The sequence below is a fragment of the Mesorhizobium delmotii genome, from assembly GCF_900149755.1.
Lineage (GTDB): Bacteria > Pseudomonadota > Alphaproteobacteria > Rhizobiales > Rhizobiaceae > Mesorhizobium > Mesorhizobium delmotii.
This window is the reverse complement of the sequence record NZ_FUIG01000013.1, coordinates 822,754-842,042: the sequence shown is the minus strand read 5'-3', so window position 1 is coordinate 842,042 and position 19,289 is coordinate 822,754. Positions and strand designations below refer to the sequence as shown.

17 protein-coding genes and 1 riboswitch are annotated in these 19,289 nt (G+C 62.4%); of the genes, 7 read left to right on the top strand and 10 right to left on the bottom strand.

All coding sequences use genetic code 11. The annotated features are described in order from the left end of the window. The first annotated feature begins 49 nt into the window (after positions 1–49). The 3 genes from mmsA to araD1 all read left to right on the top strand — a co-directional run bounded on the left by mmsA (position 50) and on the right by araD1 (position 4,151). Entirely contained in the window at positions 50–1,582 is a 1,533-nt protein-coding gene (gene mmsA / locus BQ8482_RS05500; protein WP_123146579.1) for a multiple monosaccharide ABC transporter ATP-binding protein, read from the top strand. Further along, positions 1,579–2,871, top strand: a complete 1,293-nt coding sequence (gene mmsB / locus BQ8482_RS05495; protein ID WP_123146578.1) for a multiple monosaccharide ABC transporter permease — start codon at positions 1,579–1,581, stop codon at positions 2,869–2,871. Before mmsA ends, mmsB begins: the two co-directional genes overlap by 4 nt. Positions 2,872–3,158: 287 nt before the next feature. Next, positions 3,159–4,151 (top strand): AraD1 family protein, encoded by a 993-nt coding sequence (araD1, locus tag BQ8482_RS05485; RefSeq protein WP_123146576.1) that lies wholly within the window; start codon positions 3,159–3,161, stop codon positions 4,149–4,151. 221 nt (positions 4,152–4,372) lie between these two features. Here araD1 and BQ8482_RS05480 read toward each other — a convergent pair whose 3' ends face one another. Together BQ8482_RS05480 and BQ8482_RS05475 are read right to left on the bottom strand one after the other, a co-directional pair. Continuing rightward, positions 4,373–5,146, bottom strand: a complete 774-nt coding sequence (locus tag BQ8482_RS05480; RefSeq protein ID WP_123146575.1) for an ABC transporter substrate-binding protein — start codon at positions 5,144–5,146, stop codon at positions 4,373–4,375. 93 nt (positions 5,147–5,239) lie between these two features. After that, positions 5,240–6,334, bottom strand: a complete 1,095-nt coding sequence (locus tag BQ8482_RS05475) for a 2'-deoxycytidine 5'-triphosphate deaminase (RefSeq protein ID WP_123147401.1) — start codon at positions 6,332–6,334, stop codon at positions 5,240–5,242. Between the two features lie 124 nt (positions 6,335–6,458). Further along, positions 6,459–6,536, top strand: a riboswitch (SAM riboswitch). 74 nt (positions 6,537–6,610) lie between these two features. Here BQ8482_RS05475 and BQ8482_RS05470 point away from each other — a divergent pair. Then, positions 6,611–7,801, top strand: a complete 1,191-nt coding sequence (locus BQ8482_RS05470; protein ID WP_123146574.1) for an O-succinylhomoserine sulfhydrylase — start codon at positions 6,611–6,613, stop codon at positions 7,799–7,801. A gap of 46 nt (positions 7,802–7,847) precedes the next feature. On the opposite strand, the gene BQ8482_RS05465 is transcribed toward BQ8482_RS05470, so the two are convergent. After that, positions 7,848–9,002: a ceramide glucosyltransferase gene (locus BQ8482_RS05465; RefSeq protein WP_123147400.1), complete on the bottom strand. Its 1,155-nt coding sequence runs from the start codon at positions 9,000–9,002 to the stop codon at positions 7,848–7,850. Between the two features lie 226 nt (positions 9,003–9,228). Here BQ8482_RS05465 and apaG point away from each other — a divergent pair, with 226 nt between their 5' ends. Continuing rightward, positions 9,229–9,621: a Co2+/Mg2+ efflux protein ApaG gene (apaG, locus tag BQ8482_RS05460; protein ID WP_095487997.1), complete on the top strand. Its 393-nt coding sequence runs from the start codon at positions 9,229–9,231 to the stop codon at positions 9,619–9,621. 159 nt (positions 9,622–9,780) lie between these two features. Here apaG and BQ8482_RS05455 read toward each other — a convergent pair whose 3' ends face one another. From BQ8482_RS05455 to BQ8482_RS05445, 3 genes are all read right to left on the bottom strand, one after another. Next, positions 9,781–10,815: an Hsp33 family molecular chaperone gene (locus tag BQ8482_RS05455; RefSeq protein ID WP_123146573.1), complete on the bottom strand. Its 1,035-nt coding sequence runs from the start codon at positions 10,813–10,815 to the stop codon at positions 9,781–9,783. A 93-nt stretch (positions 10,816–10,908) separates the two neighbouring features. After that, on the bottom strand, positions 10,909–11,820 hold the full coding sequence (gene argF / locus BQ8482_RS05450; protein ID WP_123146572.1) for an ornithine carbamoyltransferase: 912 nt from the start codon (positions 11,818–11,820) through the stop codon (positions 10,909–10,911). A gap of 17 nt (positions 11,821–11,837) precedes the next feature. Further along, entirely contained in the window at positions 11,838–13,037 is a 1,200-nt protein-coding gene (locus BQ8482_RS05445) for an aspartate aminotransferase family protein (RefSeq protein WP_123146571.1), read from the bottom strand. 353 nt (positions 13,038–13,390) lie between these two features. Between BQ8482_RS05445 and BQ8482_RS05440 the strand changes: the two genes are divergently transcribed. Continuing rightward, the gene (locus tag BQ8482_RS05440) at positions 13,391–13,909 is read left to right on the top strand and encodes a GcrA family cell cycle regulator (protein ID WP_095493542.1); all 519 of its coding nucleotides are present in this window, start codon (positions 13,391–13,393) and stop codon (positions 13,907–13,909) included. A 131-nt stretch (positions 13,910–14,040) separates the two neighbouring features. On the opposite strand, the gene BQ8482_RS05435 is transcribed toward BQ8482_RS05440, so the two are convergent. The 3 genes from BQ8482_RS05435 to BQ8482_RS05425 all read right to left on the bottom strand — a co-directional run bounded on the left by BQ8482_RS05435 (position 14,041) and on the right by BQ8482_RS05425 (position 17,339). Further along, positions 14,041–15,048, bottom strand: a complete 1,008-nt coding sequence (locus BQ8482_RS05435; protein ID WP_123146570.1) for a magnesium and cobalt transport protein CorA — start codon at positions 15,046–15,048, stop codon at positions 14,041–14,043. 91 nt (positions 15,049–15,139) lie between these two features. After that, positions 15,140–15,865, bottom strand: a complete 726-nt coding sequence (gene phoU / locus BQ8482_RS05430) for a phosphate signaling complex protein PhoU (RefSeq protein WP_123146569.1) — start codon at positions 15,863–15,865, stop codon at positions 15,140–15,142. A gap of 202 nt (positions 15,866–16,067) precedes the next feature. Next, complete coding sequence (locus tag BQ8482_RS05425) at positions 16,068–17,339, bottom strand: sensor histidine kinase (RefSeq protein ID WP_123146568.1); 1,272 nt, start codon at positions 17,337–17,339, stop codon at positions 16,068–16,070. Positions 17,340–17,555: 216 nt separating this feature from the next. On the opposite strand from BQ8482_RS05425, the gene ppk2 reads away from it, so the two are divergent. Beyond that, positions 17,556–18,464 carry a polyphosphate kinase 2 gene (gene ppk2, locus BQ8482_RS05420; protein ID WP_123146567.1) on the top strand — a complete coding sequence of 303 codons (909 nt, stop codon included), beginning with the start codon at positions 17,556–17,558 and terminating at the stop codon, positions 18,462–18,464. A gap of 70 nt (positions 18,465–18,534) precedes the next feature. On the opposite strand, the gene BQ8482_RS05415 is transcribed toward ppk2, so the two are convergent. Next, positions 18,535–19,281 carry an enoyl-CoA hydratase-related protein gene (locus BQ8482_RS05415; protein WP_123146566.1) on the bottom strand — a complete coding sequence of 249 codons (747 nt, stop codon included), beginning with the start codon at positions 19,279–19,281 and terminating at the stop codon, positions 18,535–18,537. Positions 19,282–19,289: the final 8 nt, after the last annotated feature.

Here is a 19,289-nt window from a genome sequence, read left to right as displayed (position 1 = left end):
GCGAGCGACACCGGTATTGTTTGCGGACCTCGGAGGAGTGGTATTCCTGATGGCCTCGACGATTTTGGAGATGCGTGACATCACCAAGACGTTTCCCGGCGTCAAGGCGCTGTCGAATGTCAACCTCAGCGTCGAGGAAGGCGAGATCCACGCCGTTGTCGGCGAGAACGGCGCCGGCAAGTCGACGCTGATGAAGGTGCTGTCGGGCGTGTATCCATCCGGCACTTATGACGGCGAAATCATCTATCGCGGCGATGAGTGCCATTTCAAGGGCATCCACGACAGCGAGCGCCGCGGCATCGTCATCATCCACCAGGAACTCGCGCTGGTTCCGATGCTGTCGATCGCCGAAAACATCTTTCTCGGCAACGAGCACGCCAGATACGGTGTCATCGACTGGAACGCCAACGAGACGCGCACCAGCGCTCTGCTCAAGAAGGTGGGCCTTAAGGAAGACCCCAAGACGCTGATTACCAATATCGGTGTCGGCAAGCAGCAGTTGGTCGAGATCGCCAAGGCGCTCAGCAAGGAAGTGCAGCTGCTGATCCTCGACGAACCGACGGCGAGCCTGTCCGAAAAGGACAGCCAGGCGCTGCTCGACCTGCTGCTCGAATTCAAGCGGCAGGGCATCACCTCGATCCTGATCTCGCACAAGCTCAACGAGATCAACCGGGTCGCCGACAAGGTCACGATCATCCGCGACGGGCGGACCATCGAGACGCTGCCTAAGAAAGACATTTCGGAAGACCGCATCATCACCTCGATGGTCGGCCGCTCGCTAGACGACCGTTATCCGTCGCGCGAGCCCGAGATCGGTGAGATCGTGCTCCAGGTGAGGAACTGGTCGGTCTATCACCCGATCCATGCCGAGCGGCAAGTGATCAAGGGCATCGACATCGACGTCCGCAAGGGCGAGGTGGTGGGTATCGCCGGGCTGATGGGCGCCGGACGCACCGAATTCGCGATGAGCCTGTTCGGCAGCTCCTATGGCCGCCGCATCACGGGCGAGGTGCTGCTCAAGGGCAGGCCCATCGATGTCTCCTCTGTCAGCAAGGCAGTGGAACACGGCATTGCTTACGTCACCGAGGACCGCAAGACCTACGGTCTCAACCTGATCGATCACATCAAGCACAACATCACGCTGGCCAATCTTCCCGGCGTGTCGCGCCATAGCGTGATCGACGACATGCGCGAGCTCGCCGTCGCCAACGACTACAAGGCCAAAACCAACATCCGCTCGTCCAGCGTTTATCAGATGACCGGCAATCTATCGGGCGGCAATCAACAGAAGGTGGTGCTGTCGAAGTGGCTGTTCGCCAATCCGGAGGTGCTGATCCTCGACGAGCCGACGCGCGGCATCGACGTTGGTGCCAAGTATGAAATCTACACGATCATCGCGCGTCTCGCCTCGGAGGGTAAGGCGATCATCGTCATCTCGTCGGAGATGCCCGAACTGCTCGGCATCACCGACCGCATCTATGTCATGAACGAAGGACGTATCGTCGGCGAAATGGCGGCGAGCGATGCCAGCCAGGAAAAGATCATGCGCGCCATCGTTCGCGGAGAAGGAAAAGCATCATGAGCACCGAAAGCGCTCCCGTCCCGAAAAGCGGCGTCGCCGAAGATGTGCAGCAGGGGCCGCGCGTTGCCGTCTCGGCGCTGGTCACCAACCTGCGCGAATACGGCCTGATCCTGGCGCTTATCGCCATCATGGTATTCTTCCAGTACACGACGTCCGGAACGCTGTTCAAGCCGGTGAACTTGAGTAACCTGGTGCAGCAGAACAGCTTCATCATCGTGATGGCGCTGGGCATGCTGCTGGTGATCGTCTCCGGCCATATCGATCTCAGCGTCGGGTCCGTCGCCGGTTTCATCGGCGCGCTGGCGGCGATGATGATGGTCATCTGGCCTCTCGGCCCTTTCAGCAATCCGCTGGTGGTGTCGATCATCTGCCTGATCATCGGCGGCGCGATCGGCGCGGGACAAGGCTACTGGATCGCCTATCACCGAATACCGAGCTTCATCGTCACGCTGGCGGGGATGCTGATCTTTCGCGGCATCTGCCAGGCGCTGCTGGGTGGCGGGTCTTCCGTGGGGCCGCTTCCAGCCGGCTTCAAGGCGCTCAGTTCCGGCTTCATTCCGGACGTGATCGGCTCGTTGACGCTGATCCCGCCGGTCGTGAACGCCGCCGGCAAGACCATCGTCGGCAGCGGGCTGACGCTGCACATGACGACGATCGTGATCGGCCTCGTTGCCGTGCTCGCCTATGCCTATTTCGGACTCAGGGCACGGCGCAGCCGCGAGCGGCATGGCTACCAAGCCGAACCCTTCACGCTGTTCGTCGTCAAGACCCTGGTGACCAGCGCTCTGGCGCTGTTTCTGGTCTACCAATTCGCCACCTACAGAGGTCTGCCAATCGTTCTCGTGGTGATGGGCGTGCTGATCGCGCTGTTCGTCTTCGTCACCAAACGCATGACGGTCGGCCGCCGTATCTACGCAATGGGCGGCAATGCCAAGGCGGCGCAGCTATCGGGTATCAAGACCGAGCGGCTGACCCTGATGGTGTTCATCAATATGGGCGTGCTCTCGGCGCTCGGCGGGCTGATCATTGCGGCGCGCCTTGGCCAGGCGGTGCCGGCGGCCGGCCTCGGCAGCGAGCTCGACGTCATCGCCGCCGTGTTCATCGGCGGCGCTTCGGCGATGGGCGGCGTCGGTCAGGTTATTGGCGCGGTGGTCGGCGGTTTCATCATGGGCGTCATGAACAACGGCATGTCGATCATGGGCGTCAATGTCGATTGGCAACAGGTGGTCAAAGGCCTGGTGCTGCTCGGCGCCGTGGTCTTCGACGTCTACAACAAGAACAAGGCTTGAGGGCGAGGGAACTCATGCAGGTCGCCAAACGTGTGCAGCGTGTTGGGACAACGACATGCATAAAAACAAGGATTAAAGCGGGCCGCCTTTCAAACGCGGCGCGCGTTTAGGAGGCACGGGTCACATCGCGGCGCTGCCGGGCGGCGCAAAGAAGTCCCTCAGGGACCGGGCCCGCGAGCGCAATCCGGACGAACAGTTCACCAGTGGCGCGGATACTATCCGAGCCGCGCTGGTCAAGGTTTGCCAACCCGGCAGCCAGGCCAAAGGCAATTGAGAGAGGGTACATCATGCTGATCTCCCAGATCCTCGACGACGCAGAGACCATCCGCGTCGTTGCCCGCAACGGCGGCAAGACCCGTATCATCAACGGCGCCCGCAGCGTCTATTCGCTGGCGATGGAGGCCGCGCGCACAGGCACCGGACTTGTCGCCCTCATCGAGCGCAAGGGCTTCGGTGAAGCGGTCGACCTCGATGCCGCCTACAAGAAGGGGCGGCTGTTGTCGCCAATCAACCATCCCGACCCGGCGCATCTCCACCTCACCGGCACCGGGCTGACACATCTCGGCTCCGCCGCGACCCGCGATTCCATGCACAAGAAGCTCAGCACCGACGGCGAGGAGCAGCTCACCGATTCCATGAAGATGTTCCGCATGGGGCTGGAAGGTGGCAAGCCGGCCAAGGGCCAGACGGGCGTGCAGCCGGAATGGTTCTACAAGGGCAACGGCACCATGGCGGTGGCGCCCGGTGCGGCACTTCTGTCGCCCGCCTTCGCCGAGGATGCCGGCGAGGAGCCGGAAGTCGCCGGCATCTATGTCATCGGCGACGACGGCGCCCCTTTCCGCGTCGGCTTCACGCTGTCAAACGAGTTTTCCGACCATGTCACCGAGCGCGTGAACTATCTTTTCCTCGCGCATTCCAAGCTGCGCAACGCTTCGTTCGGGCCGGAGATCCTGATCGGCGAACTGCCGTCCGACGTCAGGGGTACCTCGCGCATCGTCCGCGACGGCAAGCTGCTGTGGGAAAAGCCATTCCTGTCGGGCGAGGCGAACATGTCGCATACCATCGCCAATCTCGAACATCACCACTTCAAATATTCGGCCTTCCGCCAGCCGGGCGACGTGCATGTGCACATGTTCGGCACGGCAACGCTGTCCTTCGCCGACGGCGTCAGGACCGAGGCCGGCGACGTGTTCGAGATCGAGGCCAAGGATTTCGGCCTGCCGCTACGCAACCCGCTTGAAATCGAGCAGCCGGTGAAGGTGGCGGTGAAGGCGCTGTAAGGTGGCACCTCTCCTTCTCCCCTTGTGGGAGAAGGTGGCCGAGCCCACGGGTCTTGCCTCCGGCAAGCCCGAGGACAGGCTCCGCTCGGTCGGATGAGGGGTGTTCCAGGGAACGCCAACCCATCATTCCGTCCAGCACCCCTCAACCGTCTTGGCGCTGCGCGCCAATCCACCTTCTCCCACAAGGGGGAGAAGGGAAGGACGCGCGAAGCATACCGACCTCAATAAATATCGAAATCGAAATATTTGGCCTGGATCTTCTTGTAGGTGCCGTCTGCGACGATTGCATCGATCGCGGCGTTGAGCTTTTCGCGCAGCGCATTGTCTTCCTTGCGCACGGCGATACCGGCTTCGGTCTCGGTGCCCTTGACGTCGCCGACCATCTTGCAGCAGCCGTCGCTCGACTTCTTCATCCAGTCCATCAGCACGAATTTGTCTGAAAGGACGGCATCGAGACGGCCGTTCATCAGGTCGGCGACCGCCTCCTCCTGGGTCGGGTAAAGCTTCGCCTCGGCGCCTGCCTTGCTATAGACATCCTGGGCATAGTCGGCCTGGGTGGTCGAAGCCTGCGCGCCGACTGTCTTGCCGGCGAGTGCTGCGGGTTCGGTCGAGGCAATATCGCTGTCCTTCAGGGCCACCAGCGAAAGCGGCGTCGTATAGTATTTGTTGGTGAAGGAGACCTGCTTCTTGCGCTCCTCGGTGATGCTCATGGACGCGATGATGGCGTCGAATTTTCTGGCCTGGAGCGCTGGGATCATGCCGTCCCAGTCCTGCGTGACAAGTTCGCATTCGACCTTCATCTGAGCGCAAAGCGCATTGGCAATGTCGATGTCGAAGCCGACGAGCTTGCCATCCGCGGTGATGGTGTTGAACGGCGGATAAGCGCCTTCGGTGGCGATCTTCAACTTTTCCTGTGCTTGCGCCGACAAGGACCCGGCAGCCACCACCAGCATGGCAGCTGCTGCTGTCGATGCGATCCATCTTGAAATCTGCATTTCTTGTTCCCTTGGTTCCAACCACCTTAACGGCTGGGCACAACCAAGCACGGCCCACAAGGTCAGGCAAGCACAGTCTGATTTGATCGGCGATCAGCGCGCGGCGCGGAAATGCTTGGACAGTTTCAGGCCCTGTGCCTGGTAGTGCGAGCCGAGATCAGTGCCGTAGAGCGCCTGCGGCCGCTTCAGCATGTGCTCGTAGACCAGCCGCCCGACGATCTGGCCGTGGTCGAGGATGAACGGCACTTCGTGGCTGCGCACTTCGAGCACCGCCCTGCTGCCGGTGCCGCCGGCCGACGAATGGCCGAAGCCCGGATCGAAGAAACCGGCATAGTGAACACGGAATTCGCCAACCAGCGGATCGAAGGGCGTCATCTCGGCGGCGTAGAGCGGCGGCACATGCACCGCTTCCTGGCTGACGAGGATATAAAATTCGTCCGGATCGAGCACCAGTTCGCCGGCGCCGCTCTTGTAGAGCGGATCCCAGAAATCGACGACATCCTGTGCCGCGCGCTTGTCGACATCGACCAGGCCGGTGTGGTGCTTGCCGCGGTAGCCGACCAGCCCGTCCTTGTCGCCATCGAGGTCGATCGACAGCGCAATACCGCCGCCGGAAATATTCGGCGGCTCGGTGGCGACGAGCGTCTCGGCACGGTGCAATTCGTGCAGCTCGCTTTCCGACAAAAGCGCATTGCCGGTGCGGAACCTGACCTGAGACAGCCGCGAGCCGGCGCGGACAACGATCGGAAAGGTGCGCGGGCTGACTTCCAGATAGAGCGGGCCGTTGTAGCCGGCAGCGATCTTGTCGAACTCGTGGCCACGATCGGTCATCACGCGGGTGAAGATGTCGAGCCGTCCGGTCGAGCTCTTCGGGTTGGCGGAGGCGGAAATGCTTGCCGGAAGCGCCAGGCTCTCGAGCAGCGGCACGATATAGACGCAGCCCGTCTCCAGCACCGCACCATCAGCGAGATTGATTTCGTGCAGCTTCAGACGGTCGAGTTTTTCAGCAACCCTGTGGTTGGGGCCGGGAAGGAAGGAGGCGCGCACCCGCCAGGCCTTGTCGCCAAGCCTGAGGTCGAGGCTGGCCGGCTGGACCTGGTCGGCATCAAGCGCGCGCGGCGATTTCAGAGCGCCCGACTGGAACAGCGCGGAAATGTCCTGATCGGGAAGAATGCCTGTCTGCCGCAAAGTCTGGCTCCGCTCGAAGGCCGGGCGAGGTCTCGTTTTGTTGCAGGTCCTTGCCACGGAACCTGCTGGTACAACCTCTTAATCATGCCGGCAATTGACGCAAGCGCGGTGCAGGTCTAAAGGGTCATTATCCCGTGGTGATTTGGCCGGTCGGCTTGCAGCCACGTTAAACAAGTCGCTAAAGGACCGTCGGGCCGAAAGGCCGTAGGGACCGGTTGCGACTTTCGCGGCCGGTTTTTTTGTGTTTGGACCATTTTTGGTGTTTGGAACAAGGTGATGACGAGCAACAAGCGCAACTGGAAGCCTCAGACCGCCCTCGTGCATGCAGGAACGCTGCGTTCCGGCTTCGGCGAAACCTCCGAGGCGATGTATCTCACGCAAGGCTATGTCTACGACACGGCGCAGGCGGCGGAAGCCCGCTTCAAGGGCGAGGAACCGGGCTTCATCTATTCGCGCTATGCCAATCCGACGGTCGACATGTTCGAGAAGCGCATGTGCGCGCTGGAAGGTGCCGAAGATGCCCGCGCCACCGCATCCGGCATGGCGGCGGTCACAGCGGCGTTGCTGTGCAGCGCCAAGGCCGGCGACCACATCGTGGCGGCGCGCGCGCTGTTCGGCTCCTGCCGCTGGGTGGTCGAAACGCTGGCGCCGAAATACGGCATCGAGGCGACGCTGGTCGACGGCACCGAAATCTCCAATTGGGAAAAGGCGGTCAGGCCCAACACAAAGCTGTTCTTCCTTGAAAGCCCGACCAATCCGACGCTGGAAGTCGTCGACATCGCAGCCGTCGCCTCACTTGCCAATTCGATCGGAGCGCGGCTGATCGTCGACAACGTCTTTGCCACGCCCTTACAGCAGAAGCCGTTGCAGCTCGGCGCCCATATCGTCGTCTATTCGGCGACCAAGCACATCGACGGCCAGGGGCGCTGTCTCGGCGGCGTCATCCTGTCGGACAAGAAGTGGATCGACGAGAACCTGCACGACTATTTCCGCCACACCGGTCCCAGCCTGTCGCCGTTCAATGCCTGGACGCTGCTGAAGGGCCTGGAAACGCTGCCGCTGCGCGTGCGCCAGCAGACGGAAAGTGCCGGCCGGATCGCGGACTTCCTCGCCGAGCAGCCGGAGATCGCCCGCGTCATCTATCCCGGCCGCGCCGATCACCCGCAAGCGGCGGTCGTCAAGAAGCAGATGTCGGGCGGCTCGACGCTGATCTGCCTCGACGTCAAGGGCGGCAAACAGGCGGCTTTCACCTTCCAGAACGCGCTCGATATCGTGCTGATCTCTAACAATCTCGGCGATGCCAAGAGCCTGATCACCCATCCGGCGACGACGACGCACAAGAATCTGAGCGATGAGGCGCGTGCCGAACTCGGCATCGGGCCAGGGACGCTCAGGCTGTCCGTCGGCCTGGAGGACACAGACGACCTGCTCGAAGACATCGAGCAGGCACTGAAAGCCGCCAGATAGGGATACGCGCCGAACAGCTTCGCTCGAATCGTCAAGCCAAGCGCGGTCAGGCGCCCGACGGGGTCTCTTCCAATTCCGCACCGGCGCTGGTGTGGATGGTCATCGTGTTGCCGCGCCAGTCGACGGCACCGCTGAGCCAGCCGCGCACCCAGATGGCGGGAAGCATCACGTCCCGCGCAACCATCGCCGGGATCATGCGCAGCGACAGGTGCCAGCCCTTGGCCGAGGCGAGAGCGCATTCCGGGAGATAGGCGATTACCAGCACGGCAACGGCGGTTGCCGACAGGCTGAAGCCGGCGCCTGCTGCAGCAACCAGCGCAAGCACCAGCGGCGGCGCCGCTCCGATCAGGATCTCGGGCGCGAAGAACAGGGGGAAGGTGACGCGGCGCAGGCGTGCCCAGCGGGCCTGACGCGACCAGATTTCGCCAAATGTGCGCAAACCGAGCGGCTGCTCGAAGGGCGAGGCGACGAGATTGACGCGCAGTCCAAGCCCGTTGACCAGCTTGGTCGCGGCGGCATCCTCGGCAATCTCGGCGGCAAGCGCACGGATGCCGCCATTGGCGTCGAGCATGGGCTTGTTCCACAACATGCTCTTGCCCTGGGCGAAACCGAGGCCGAGCGCCTCGCCGGTATATTGCCAGCGCGCCTGCAGCGTGTTGAGGAAAGCGCATTCGACCTCCGCCCAGAACCCGTCCGGCCGCGAGCCGATCGGCGTCGAGCAGACAAGGCCAGTGTCCGGCCGCCATGCCGCCATCAGATGCTGGACATAGTCCCTCGACATCAGGACGTTGGAATCGGCAAGGATGACCCAGCGGTGGCGCGCTGCCTCCCAGCCCTTCACGCAATTGTTGAGTTTCGGATTGCCGCTGATGCGGTCGTCGCCGACGAGCAGCCGGGCCGTCACGGCTGGAAAGCGGGCGATCGCGTCGGTGATCGGCCCGACCACCGGGTCATCGGCATGGGCGACGCAGAAGATGAGCTCATAGCGCGGCCAGTCGAGAGAGAAGGCGCGCTCGAGCGTTTCCTCGGCAAACGGTTCGACGCCGCGCGACGGCACGACGATCGACACCGGCGGCGCCTTGCCAGCTGCCGGCGTGATCCTGCCAGGCCGATTCAGCTTCAACGAAGCGAGCAGGATGCTGGCGAGATTGACAAGAAGCAGGGCTGTGGAAAGCAAGGCGGCTGTGACTGTCAATTCCATCGATATCTGGTCACTCCAGAAAAAAACCGGCCGCATGAAAGCCGTTTCAACAGTTCGACAGGATGCTGAGTCGCCCGGCCCTGCACACCATCATTGTCATGTGTCACTTAAATGACATTGTTCTTCGGCACCTGCGCGCAAAGCAGGCGGGCAGCGACGGGAAGCACCCCGTTGACCAAGCTGCGGAGACCGTCGAGAGTTCCGTCTACATATTGTGGAGTAGTCTATGTACAGCGCCGTTACGCGCAACATCGAAGTACAGGTCAGGCCGTTCTATCTGGAAGATCGCTCCGACCCGTCGGAGAACCGCTATGTCTGGGGCTACCAGGTGACCATCGACAACCAGTCGGATGAATTCGTGCAGCTTCTGTCACGCTATTGGCACATCACCGACGGCACCGGCCGGGTCGAGGAAGTGCGCGGCGCCGGCGTTGTCGGCGACCAGCCCGAACTCAACCCCGGCGACAGTTATCAATACACGTCTGGGTGCCCGCTCTCAACGCCATCCGGCATCATGGTCGGCCACTACACGATGCGCAACAAGCGGGGCGAGACGTTCGATATCGCCATCCCCGCCTTTTCGCTCGACCTGCCGGGCACGCGGCGCACCGTCAATTGACGCTCACTTGGGTTCCACGCCCTCGCGAAGCGGGGGAGAGGTGGCCCCACTCCGTGGGGCGAGGAACCCAAGTTCTGCGAAGGCACCGCACCCGGTATTTGGCGATTCCTACTTCCATTGGAAGAATGCCAGCGGGCAGATAGGCAGCACTGACGCTCGTTATTGCGCGGCGGCAAACTCCGCCGGGTCGAAGTCATATTGCTTCGAACAGAATTCGCAGGCGACATGAATGCCGCCATCCTCGCTGCTGTCCCTGATCTCGTCGGCGGAGAAGCCTTCGAGAATGCCGCGGATCTTCTCCCTGGAGCATGAGCACTGGTCGGCAACCGGTACGCCGCCGAAGACGCGCACGCCGTGCTCGTGGAACAGCCGGTAAAGCAGCCGCTCGGCGCCGATCGTCGGGTCGATCAGTTCCGTAGGCTCGATGGTGCCAAGCAACGCCAGCAGTTCCTGCCAGGAATTGTCGGCCGGATCGTGGATCTCCTGGCGCGGATCGCCGTCGCCGCCTGGAAGATCGGGCACGCGCATGCGGTCCGGCGATTGCGGCAGGAACTGCGCCAGGATGCCACCGGCACGCCATTGCTCGCGGGCGCCGCCGAAGCCGGGCGTCAACAGCTTGGCCACCGTGAGCCTGAGATCGGTCGGGATCTGTTCCGACTGCCGAAAATAGGTGCGCGCGGCCTCCTCCAGCGTCTCGCCGTCGAGCTGGACGATGCCCTGATAGCGCTGCGTGTGGGCGCCCTGGTCGATCGTCAGCGCCAGGACACCGCTGCCGAGCAGCGTCTGTTGAGAAGTCTCGCCGGCAGACGTCAGAGCATCCAGCCGGTCGGCGTCGAAGCGCGCGTAGGCGCGTAGCGCATGCGGCGTGGAAAAATCCGCCACCAGCATATCGACCGGTCCGTCCGTGCGGGTCTGCAGGATGAACTTGCCTTCGAACTTGAGCGAGGTGCCGAGCAGCACCGTCAGTACGCAGGCTTCCGCCAGCAGGCGAGCGACGGGCTCGGGATAGTCATGACGGCTGAGGATCGCGTCGAGCATCGGCCCGAGCTGGACGGTGCGGCCGCGCACGTCGAGCGGGCCGACCTCGAAGGGCACGACATAATCGTCGCCGGCGTAGCCGAATTCGCCGAGTTTGGGTTGTTGTTCAGCCAATTGATGAGTTTCCAACATGACAAAGCTCCAGGGCGCGGCCATGCCGCCCTCCGGGGCGCATGCGTCGAAACGCGCTCGATTTGCGTGATGCGCCTGAGATAGGCACCACGCAGTGCCGGATCAAGGTGGCCCGGATCAAGCGCCCAGACACCAGGCCAAAACCGCCTTCTGGGCGTGGAGCCGGTTCTCGGCCTCGTCGAACACTACCGAATGCGGCCCGTCGATGACTTCGTCGGTGACCTCCTCGCCGCGATGCGCCGGCAGGCAGTGCATGAACAATGCGTCCGGCTTTGCCTTCGCCATCAGCGCCGCATTGACCTGGTAGGGTGAGAAGACATTGTGGCCGCGAGCACGGTGCTCCTGGCCCATCGACACCCAGCAGTCGGTGACGACGCAGTCGGCCTCGTGGACCGCCTCCTCGGGCGAGCGGGTGAAGTGCAACTTGCCGCCATGCGCCGTCGACCAATCGACATGCTTCTGCGCCGGCTCGCTGCCTTCCGGCACGGCGACGTTGAGGTTGAAGCGGAACCGCGCCGATGCCTCCAGCAGGGAATGCAGCACGTTGTTGCCGTCGCCGGTCCAGGCGATTGTCTTGCCGGCGACCGGACCGCGATGCTCCTCGAAGGTCATGATGTCGGCCATCAGTTGGCAGGGGTGGGTATCGTCGGTCAGCCCGTTGATGACGGGAACGGTGGCGTTCTCGGTCAGCTCCAGCAGCCGGTCATGCGATGTGGTTCGGATCATGATCGCATCGACATAGCGCGACAGCACCTTGGCCGTGTCGGCGATGGTTTCGGAGCGGCCGAGCTGCATCTCGGTGCCGGTCAGCATGATGGTCTCGCCGCCGAGCTGGCGCATGCCGACGTCGAAGGACACGCGCGTGCGCGTCGACGGTTTGTCGAAGATCATCGCCAGCACTTTGCCTTCGAGCGGTTTTGTCCGCTCGCCAGCCTTGAGCCTTGCCTTTCGCACCACGGCATCGTCCAGCATGAAGCGCAGATCGCCCTCGGAAACGGCGGAAAGATCAGTGAAATGGCGAAGGCTCATTTGGGGTCTTTCGACTGTTACTTCGCGGCAGCCGCGGCGATGGCATCGGCCAGGCCCCGGGCACCGGCACGGATGCGGTCGAGCGCCTCATGGATCTCGGCGTCGGTGACGGTGAGCGGCGGCAGCAGGCGAAGAACGTTGTCGCCGGCCGGAACCGCAAGCAGATGCTGGTCGCGCAACGCCATGTTCACCTTGGTGTTGGGTGCGGCGCATTTCAGGCCGAGCATCAGGCCGGTGCCCCTGATGTCTTCGATGATGTCAGGAAACTCGTCGGCGACGCCCGCCAGCCCCTGCTTCAGCAGCAACGCCTTGCGCTGGACCTCCTCCAGGAAGCCGTCTTCCAGCACCACGTCGAGCACGGCGTTGCCGACCGCCATCGCCAGCGGATTGCCGCCGAAAGTCGTGCCGTGCACGCCGGCGGTCATGCCGACGGCCGCCTCGTCGGTGGCGAGACAGGCGCCCATCGGAAAGCCGCCGCCGATGCCCTTGGCAACCGCCATGATGTCGGGCGTGACGCCAGCCCATTCATGCGCGAACAGTTTTCCGGTGCGGCCGATGCCGCACTGGACCTCATCGAAGATCAGGAGCAGGCCATGCTGTTCGCAGAGCTGCCTCAGCCGCTTCAGCGACTGCGTCGGCACCGGGCGGATGCCACCCTCGCCCTGCACCGGCTCGATCAGTATCGCGGCGGTCTCTGATGTGATCGCCCTTTCGGCGGCGTCGATGTCGTCGAAGCCGACCTGGTCGAAACCTTCGACCTTGGGTCCGAAGCCTTCCAGGTATTTATACTGGCCGCCGGCGGCGATGGTCGCCAGCGTGCGGCCATGAAAGGCGCCTTCGAAGCTGATAATGCGAAAGCGCTCGGGATGGCCCTTGACGAAGTGATAGCGCCGCGCCGTCTTGATGGCGCATTCCAGCGCCTCGGCGCCGGAATTGGTGAAGAACACCTTGTCGGCGAAGGTGGCGTCGACCAGCCGCTCGCCCAGACGGCTCTGTCCCGGAATCTCGTAGAGGTTGGAGACATGCCAGACCTTGGCCGCCTGCTCGGTGAGTGCCGAGACCAGGTGCGGATGGCTATGGCCCAGCGAATTCACGGCGACGCCGCCGCCAAAATCGAGATATCGCTCGCCCTTGTCGGTGACCAGCCAAGTGCCTTCCCCATGGTCGAAGGCCAGGGGTGCGCGGGTAAAGGTCTCGAAAAGCGCCGAACCGCTCATTATATGCGTCTCCGGAACCGGAAAATCAAAAAGCCGCCAAAGCGGCGGCGTTGCGGCTTATCGTGTTTTTCGGCCATGAAGTCAACGAAAACGTCGCGCAAGGACGCGCGGCAAGCTCTCCAGCGAGACGCCGGCTCATCAGCGACCGGGCAAGTTGGGGAAAACCGAAAAAACTGATTCGTGTTGGCCCTCAGACTCTTGTCACTGAGTCAGCGCATAAGGTAATTGTAGTCGAGAAATAACTAGATTTCGTGCGGCGGACCTAATCACCCGATATATGTGGTGTCTGCCCGGCGGAAGCCGGATCGTGGAAGGATTCCGATCGCCGCACATTTCAGCAGGAGCGCGGTCTCATGAATTGGACTGACGAGCGGGTCGAACTTCTTAGAAAATTGTGGTCGGAGGGACTGAGCGCCAGCCAGATCGCGGCACAGCTCGGGGGCGTCAGCCGTAATGCCGTCATCGGCAAGGTGCATCGGCTGAAACTGTCGGGCCGCGGACGCTCGACCGCCACGCCGGCACGCCAGAAGAAGAGCGTGCAAGGATCGAGCGTCCAGAAATCGGTGTCGCGGGCGGCAAGCACCGCGCGGCATATCACCACGTCGATCGGCGCGACCGCGCTGCAGGCGCAATTCGACACCGTACCGGTGGCGCGTCATTACGTCCGTCCGGTCGAGAACGTCGTCGTGCCGATCTCGCGGCATCTGCAACTCGTCGAGTTGACCGAGCGGACATGCAAATGGCCGAATGGCGATCCGCTTTCGGAAGAGTTCCATTTCTGCGGCAACGACGCGGCCGAAACCGGACCCTATTGCAAGTACCACGCTCGCATTGCGTTTCAGCCCGCTTCGGAGCGGCGGCGCAGTAGGTAGGGGAATAGGGGAGTAAGGCAGTACGGCAGTATGTGGTGAACTGCAAAAGACTGCGCTCGTGAGGCGCCATCTTTACCTACTGCCCTACTGCCCTACTGCCCTACTGCCCTACTGCCCTACTGCCCTACTCTTCACAGCCAGCCGCTCTTGCGGAAGCGCCAATAGAGAACCGAGCAGACCAAAATAATCGCTCCCAGAACGACCGGGTAGCCATATTCCATCCTAAGTTCCGGCATGTCGTTGAAGTTCATGCCGTAGATGCCTGCGAGCGCCGTCGGCACCGCCAGGATTGCAGCCCATGAGGCGAGCTTCTTGGTGATCGCCGTTTCCTGGCTCTGGCCAACCAGGAGGCTCGCCTCGAAGGCAAATGCGAGCACCTCCCGCAAGCTGTCGATCTTCTCCTGGACGGTGCGGATGTGGTCGGTGACGTCGCGGAACAGCGGGTGCATGGCCGCATGGATCTGCGGCAGGTCGGCGCTGGTCAGCCGGCGGCAGACTTCCACCAGCGGCAGCGCGGCGTTGCGCAGGCGCAAGAGATCGCGGCGCAGCATGTAGAGCCGCTCTATGTCGGAGCCGGTCATCGGCTTCAGCAGAACCCTGTCCTCGATCGCCTCGACCTCGTCCTCGATCTGCTCGAGCACCGGCATGTAGTTGTCTACGATGAAATCGAGAATGGCATAGAGGACGAAATCCTCGCCCTTGGCTAGCGAATGCGGGCAGCTTTCCCAATGCTGGCGAACGACGGCATAAGAAGTCGAGGGACCGTGCCTGACGCTGACGATGTAGCCGGCGCCGACGAACAGATGCGTCTCGCCGAAGGTGACGCGCCTGTCGATCAGTTGAGCCGTGCGGGCAACGATGAACAACGCATCGCCATATTGCTCGATCTTCGGCCGCTGATGCGGATGCTCGGCGTCCTCGATCGCCAGATCGTGCAGGTGGAATTGCGCCTGGACGCGAAGCAACAGGTTGCGGTCCGGCTCCAGCAGGCCGATCCAGACGACATGACCTGGCTTCTTGGCCCATTCGCCAGCTTCCTCGATCGGAATGTCGGCGACACGCCGGCCGGCGGTATAGACGCTGGAAGCGACGATGGCCGATGTCGGCGGGGCCGGCGTCAGGTTCCGAACGGTTTCCATCGCTACCTCCTGGAGGCATGGCCTCGGGTCAGGATCAGGAACGTTCGGTAAAGCTTAGCCTAAATCAGCAATGGGTTCGAGAGGCAGCCGTTCACTTCGCCGGAAGCGTTACGGGAAGCACAATCTTGTCTGTCTTGTCGCCCTTCGGCCGCTCGGCCGGCATCTGGTCGCCGGTGACGATGTAGTAGATCGTCTCGGCGATATTGGTGGCGTGATCGCCGATCCGCTCGATATTCTTGGCGCAAAACAGCAGGTGCGTGCAAGGCGTGATGTTGCGCGGATCTTCCATCATGTACGTCAGCAACTCGCGAAACAGCGAGGTGTACACGGCGTCGATCTGATCATCGCGATCACGCACGAAGCCGATCTTTTCCACCGAGCGCGACGCGTAGACGTCGAGCACTTCCTTGAGCTGCGTCAACGCCAGGTCGGCCAAGGCCTCAATGCCGCGGAACAGGCTGGTCGGCTGGCGCCCTTCTATGACGGCAACCACGCGCTTGGCGACATTCTTGCCGAGGTCGCCGACCCGTTCGAGGTCCGCCGAGATGCGAATCGCGCCGACGATCTCGCGCAAATCCGTCGCCATCGGCTGGCGCTTGGCGATGATGATGATCGCCTTGTCGTCGATCTCGCGCTGCCCTTCGTCCAGAACGGCATCGTCACGGATGACCTTCTGGGCAAGGCCGGGGTCGGCATTGACCAGGGCCGCGATCGCCTGTTCGACCATGCGTTCGGCATGCCCGCCCATCGCGGCGATGCGCTTTGACAGATATTTCAGCTCCTCGTCATAGGCGCTGACGATGTGCACGGACTGCATAGAGATGCCTTCCCGGGGTCTTCTGGTCCGAGTCGTTTCCTCGAATCCCCGCTGATACGCTAGCCGGATGACAGAAAAAAGAAACCGTTAGAGCGACGTGCGTCCACTTGGAGACAGAGTACGCCCTAAGTCCCTTATCCACGCATCCGGCTGTCCTAAAATCTTCCGGTTTTCGGCCGACGCGTTCTTAGGTAGTGAGGCGTCAGTGCGCCGGCAAATGCACCGTGAAAGCTGCGCCCTTGCCGACCTCCGACTTGATTGAGAGCCTGGCGTTGTGGCGCGTCAGGATATGCTTGACGATGGACAGGCCAAGCCCGGTGCCTTTCTGGGTCCGGCTGTTTTCGACATCGACGCGGTAGAAGCGTTCGGTGATGCGCGGGATGTGCTCCTCGGGAATGCCGGGACCGAAGTCCCGGATGGTGACGTCGATGCCCGGTTCGGGACCGTCGTCGCTATGAGAAATCGTCACCACGACACGTCCACCCGACTGTCCGTATTTGCAGGCGTTTTCCAGCAGATTCTCGAAAACCTGGAAAAGTTCATCGCGATCCCCCGGCACATTGAGCGGCCCTTCCGCGAAATCCCGCTCTATGGCAACACCGTTCTCCCTGGCAAGCGGCCCCAGCGAATCGATGACGCTGTCGAGGGTCTGGCGGAGATCGACCTCAGTTCCCGGCTTCAGATAAGGTTTCATTTCCAGTCGCGACAGCGACAGCAGGTCGTCGATCAGGCGCGCCATGCGGCCGGTCTGGTTCTGCATGATCTGCAGGAACTGCTCGCGCGCCGCCGGGTCGTTGCGAGCCGGGCCGCGCAGCGTCTCGATGAAACCGGAGATCGAGGCGAGCGGGGTGCGCAATTCATGGCTGGCATTGGCGATGAAGTCGGCCCGCATCCGGTCGATGCGGCGTGCCTCGCTCTGGTCCTTGAAGACCAGCACATAGAAGTCGGTACCGTGACCGACCGAAGACGCACTCACCCGGTAGGCCCGTTCGACCGGCAGCTTTTCGGTATAGTCAACGACATCCGAAGCGGCGGCGCCCGATAAAATACTGTCCAGCAAGGCCTGCATCTCGGGCGCCCGGAATTTCAGCGACAGCGACATGCCCGGTGCGATGCCACCGAAGGCGGCGAAGGCGGCGGCGTTGGCATGGACGATCGTGGCGGTGCGATCGAAGATGATCAGCGGATCGGCAACGGCGGCCGCCAGATATTCTCCCGACAGCTGTTGTAGCCCGCCCGCCTCGATCGCCGCGGCATCCTTCGCGGGCTGGCGCGCAACGCCGGCCGGCAGCATCGCGGCGGCAAACAGCAGCACGGCACATGCCAGCAGCACCACGTAGCCGGTCATGTCTGCGAAACCATAGACCGTCAGGACCGCGACGATGCCGGCCGCCAGCAGCCAGCGGCTGTTCCACAACCGAGTGGCGACCAGTTGCGCCGTGCTTCGCTGTTCTGTGCCGCCCATGTCAGCCATTGTCAGCCATTCGCGCGCATTCCTCCACCCGGTCCGGCCGGGTGCAAACTTCCCGCTGGACCGGCCTAGAGCGCCGTGCGTCCAATTGGACGCACAGAGGACGCCCTACCACTGTTAATCTGCTGCACCGTTCGTTCCGAAAACGATTCCGATTTTCAGGCCGATGCAGTAAGGCTCCCAATAGCATGAGTCCGGAAACTGGAAAGGTTCGTCTCGATGAAAAACCCCAAGGAAGATGCCGCCGCGCCCGTTCCAGGTCCGCTGAAGATCCGCATCGACGGCAAGGAGCGCGAGTTCGACATCGAGGATCCAAAGCTTCCGGACTGGGTCGAAGACAACAAGCTGAGCGCCGGCGGCTACCCCTACGATAAGAAAATGAAAAGCGACGAGTATGACGAGACGCTCGAGCGGCTGCAGATCGAGCTGGTCAAGGCGCAGGCATGGCTGCAATCGACGGGCAAGCGGGTGATGTCGCTGTTCGAAGGACGCGATGCCGCAGGCAAGGGCGGCACGATCTTCGCGCTGCGCCAGTACATGAACCCCAGGACAGCGCGCAACGTAGCGCTGACCAAGCCTAGCCCAACCGAACTCGGGCAATGGTATTTTCAGCGCTATGTCGCGCACTTCCCGACATCCGGCGAGTTCGTCACCTTCGACCGCTCCTGGTATAATCGCGCCGGCGTCGAGCCGGTCATGAGCTTCTGCACGCCGGAGCAGCACGAGAAATTCCTGGACGAGACGCCGTATTTTGAACGGATGATCTGCAACGAGGGCATCCATTTCTTCAAGTTCTGGCTAAACATCGGTCGGGAAACACAGCTTGAGCGATTTCACGATCGCCGCTGGAGTCCTTTGAAGAGCTGGAAATTCTCGCCGATCGATATTGCCGGCATCACCAAATGGGACGACTACACCAAGGCGCGCGATCTCATGTTCGAACGCACGCACGAGGAATTCGCGCCCTGGATCATCGTGCGTGCCAACGACAAGCGGCGCGCGCGACTTGCCATCATCCGGCGCATCCTGTTGTCGCTTCCCTATGACGGCCGCGATCTCGACGCCATCGGCAAGGAAGACAAGAAGATCATCGGGGAAGGGCCTTCGTTCCTGGGAATACAGGCCTGAAGCAGTGCCGCGCGCCCCAAGGACGCGCGGCACGATTCCAGATGTTCCTGTCATTCTGCCGAATGACTTCTCATGCCGCCAGCCGAGCAATCCGCTGCAGCCGCCGCAGCGTGGTATCGTCCTGCAAAGCCTGCTGAAACAGCGAAATCTCCTGGTCAATGCGATCGCAGAGCGCGCCCGTGTCGCCCTTGAGCAGGTCGCGCGTCTGCAGCAGTGCGGCGACCGGCTTCTTGGCGAGTTGCCTGGCTCTGCCAAGTGCGGCTTCCTCGACATCGCCCACCACGATCTCCGTGACCAGGCCAAGCAACCTGGCGTCCTCGGCACTGAGCGTGTCGCCCAGGCAGAAGAAGCGGAAAGCGCCGGCATAACCGAGTTTCTGCGGCGCCAGGATGCTGGTCGCCGCGTCCGGCACGAGGCCGAAATCGACGAACGGCACCCGGAACGTGCTTTCATCAGATGCGATCACCATGTCGCAATGGAACAGGATGGTGCAGCCGACGCCGACGGCGTCGCCATCGACACAGGCAAGGACCGGTTTCGGGAACGTCGCCAACGTGCGGAACATGTCGGTGACGGCGGCGATCAATCTTTGATGCTTGGTGGCGTCGAGGAATTCGGAAAAATCGCCGCCGAGGCAGAAGCAGCCGGCGAGGCCGCGCAGCACCACGACGCGCACATCATCGTCGATTGCGGCTTCGTGGAAGATCTTGGCTAGGCTTTCATAAGCTCGCCCGTCCAGCACCGGCCGGCCGTCTTCCGACGACACCGTGACAATCAGGGTATGATTCCGAAACTCTGTTTGCGGGTGGATGTTCATGGCTGTCT

What these genes read in the sequence shown, in the direction of transcription:
- mmsA (WP_123146579.1), top strand. Translation starts at nt 50, where the DNA reads ATGGCCTCGACGATTTTGGAGATGCGTGACATCACCAAGACGTTTCCC.
- ppk2 (WP_123146567.1), top strand. Translation starts at nt 17,556, where the DNA reads ATGAAAAACCCCAAGGAAGATGCCGCCGCGCCCGTTCCAGGTCCGCTG.
- BQ8482_RS05435 (WP_123146570.1), bottom strand. Translation starts at nt 15,048, where the DNA reads ATGGAAACCGTTCGGAACCTGACGCCGGCCCCGCCGACATCGGCCATC.
- araD1 (WP_123146576.1), top strand. Translation starts at nt 3,159, where the DNA reads ATGCTGATCTCCCAGATCCTCGACGACGCAGAGACCATCCGCGTCGTT.
- BQ8482_RS05480 (WP_123146575.1), bottom strand. Translation starts at nt 5,146, where the DNA reads ATGCAGATTTCAAGATGGATCGCATCGACAGCAGCAGCTGCCATGCTG.
- BQ8482_RS05455 (WP_123146573.1), bottom strand. Translation starts at nt 10,815, where the DNA reads ATGGCCGCGCCCTGGAGCTTTGTCATGTTGGAAACTCATCAATTGGCT.
- BQ8482_RS05465 (WP_123147400.1), bottom strand. Translation starts at nt 9,002, where the DNA reads ATGGAATTGACAGTCACAGCCGCCTTGCTTTCCACAGCCCTGCTTCTT.
- BQ8482_RS05440 (WP_095493542.1), top strand. Translation starts at nt 13,391, where the DNA reads ATGAATTGGACTGACGAGCGGGTCGAACTTCTTAGAAAATTGTGGTCG.
- BQ8482_RS05415 (WP_123146566.1), bottom strand. Translation starts at nt 19,281, where the DNA reads ATGAACATCCACCCGCAAACAGAGTTTCGGAATCATACCCTGATTGTC.
- BQ8482_RS05445 (WP_123146571.1), bottom strand. Translation starts at nt 13,037, where the DNA reads ATGAGCGGTTCGGCGCTTTTCGAGACCTTTACCCGCGCACCCCTGGCC.
- BQ8482_RS05470 (WP_123146574.1), top strand. Translation starts at nt 6,611, where the DNA reads ATGACGAGCAACAAGCGCAACTGGAAGCCTCAGACCGCCCTCGTGCAT.
- apaG (WP_095487997.1), top strand. Translation starts at nt 9,229, where the DNA reads ATGTACAGCGCCGTTACGCGCAACATCGAAGTACAGGTCAGGCCGTTC.
- BQ8482_RS05425 (WP_123146568.1), bottom strand. Translation starts at nt 17,339, where the DNA reads ATGGCTGACATGGGCGGCACAGAACAGCGAAGCACGGCGCAACTGGTC.
- argF (WP_123146572.1), bottom strand. Translation starts at nt 11,820, where the DNA reads ATGAGCCTTCGCCATTTCACTGATCTTTCCGCCGTTTCCGAGGGCGAT.
- phoU (WP_123146569.1), bottom strand. Translation starts at nt 15,865, where the DNA reads ATGCAGTCCGTGCACATCGTCAGCGCCTATGACGAGGAGCTGAAATAT.
- mmsB (WP_123146578.1), top strand. Translation starts at nt 1,579, where the DNA reads ATGAGCACCGAAAGCGCTCCCGTCCCGAAAAGCGGCGTCGCCGAAGAT.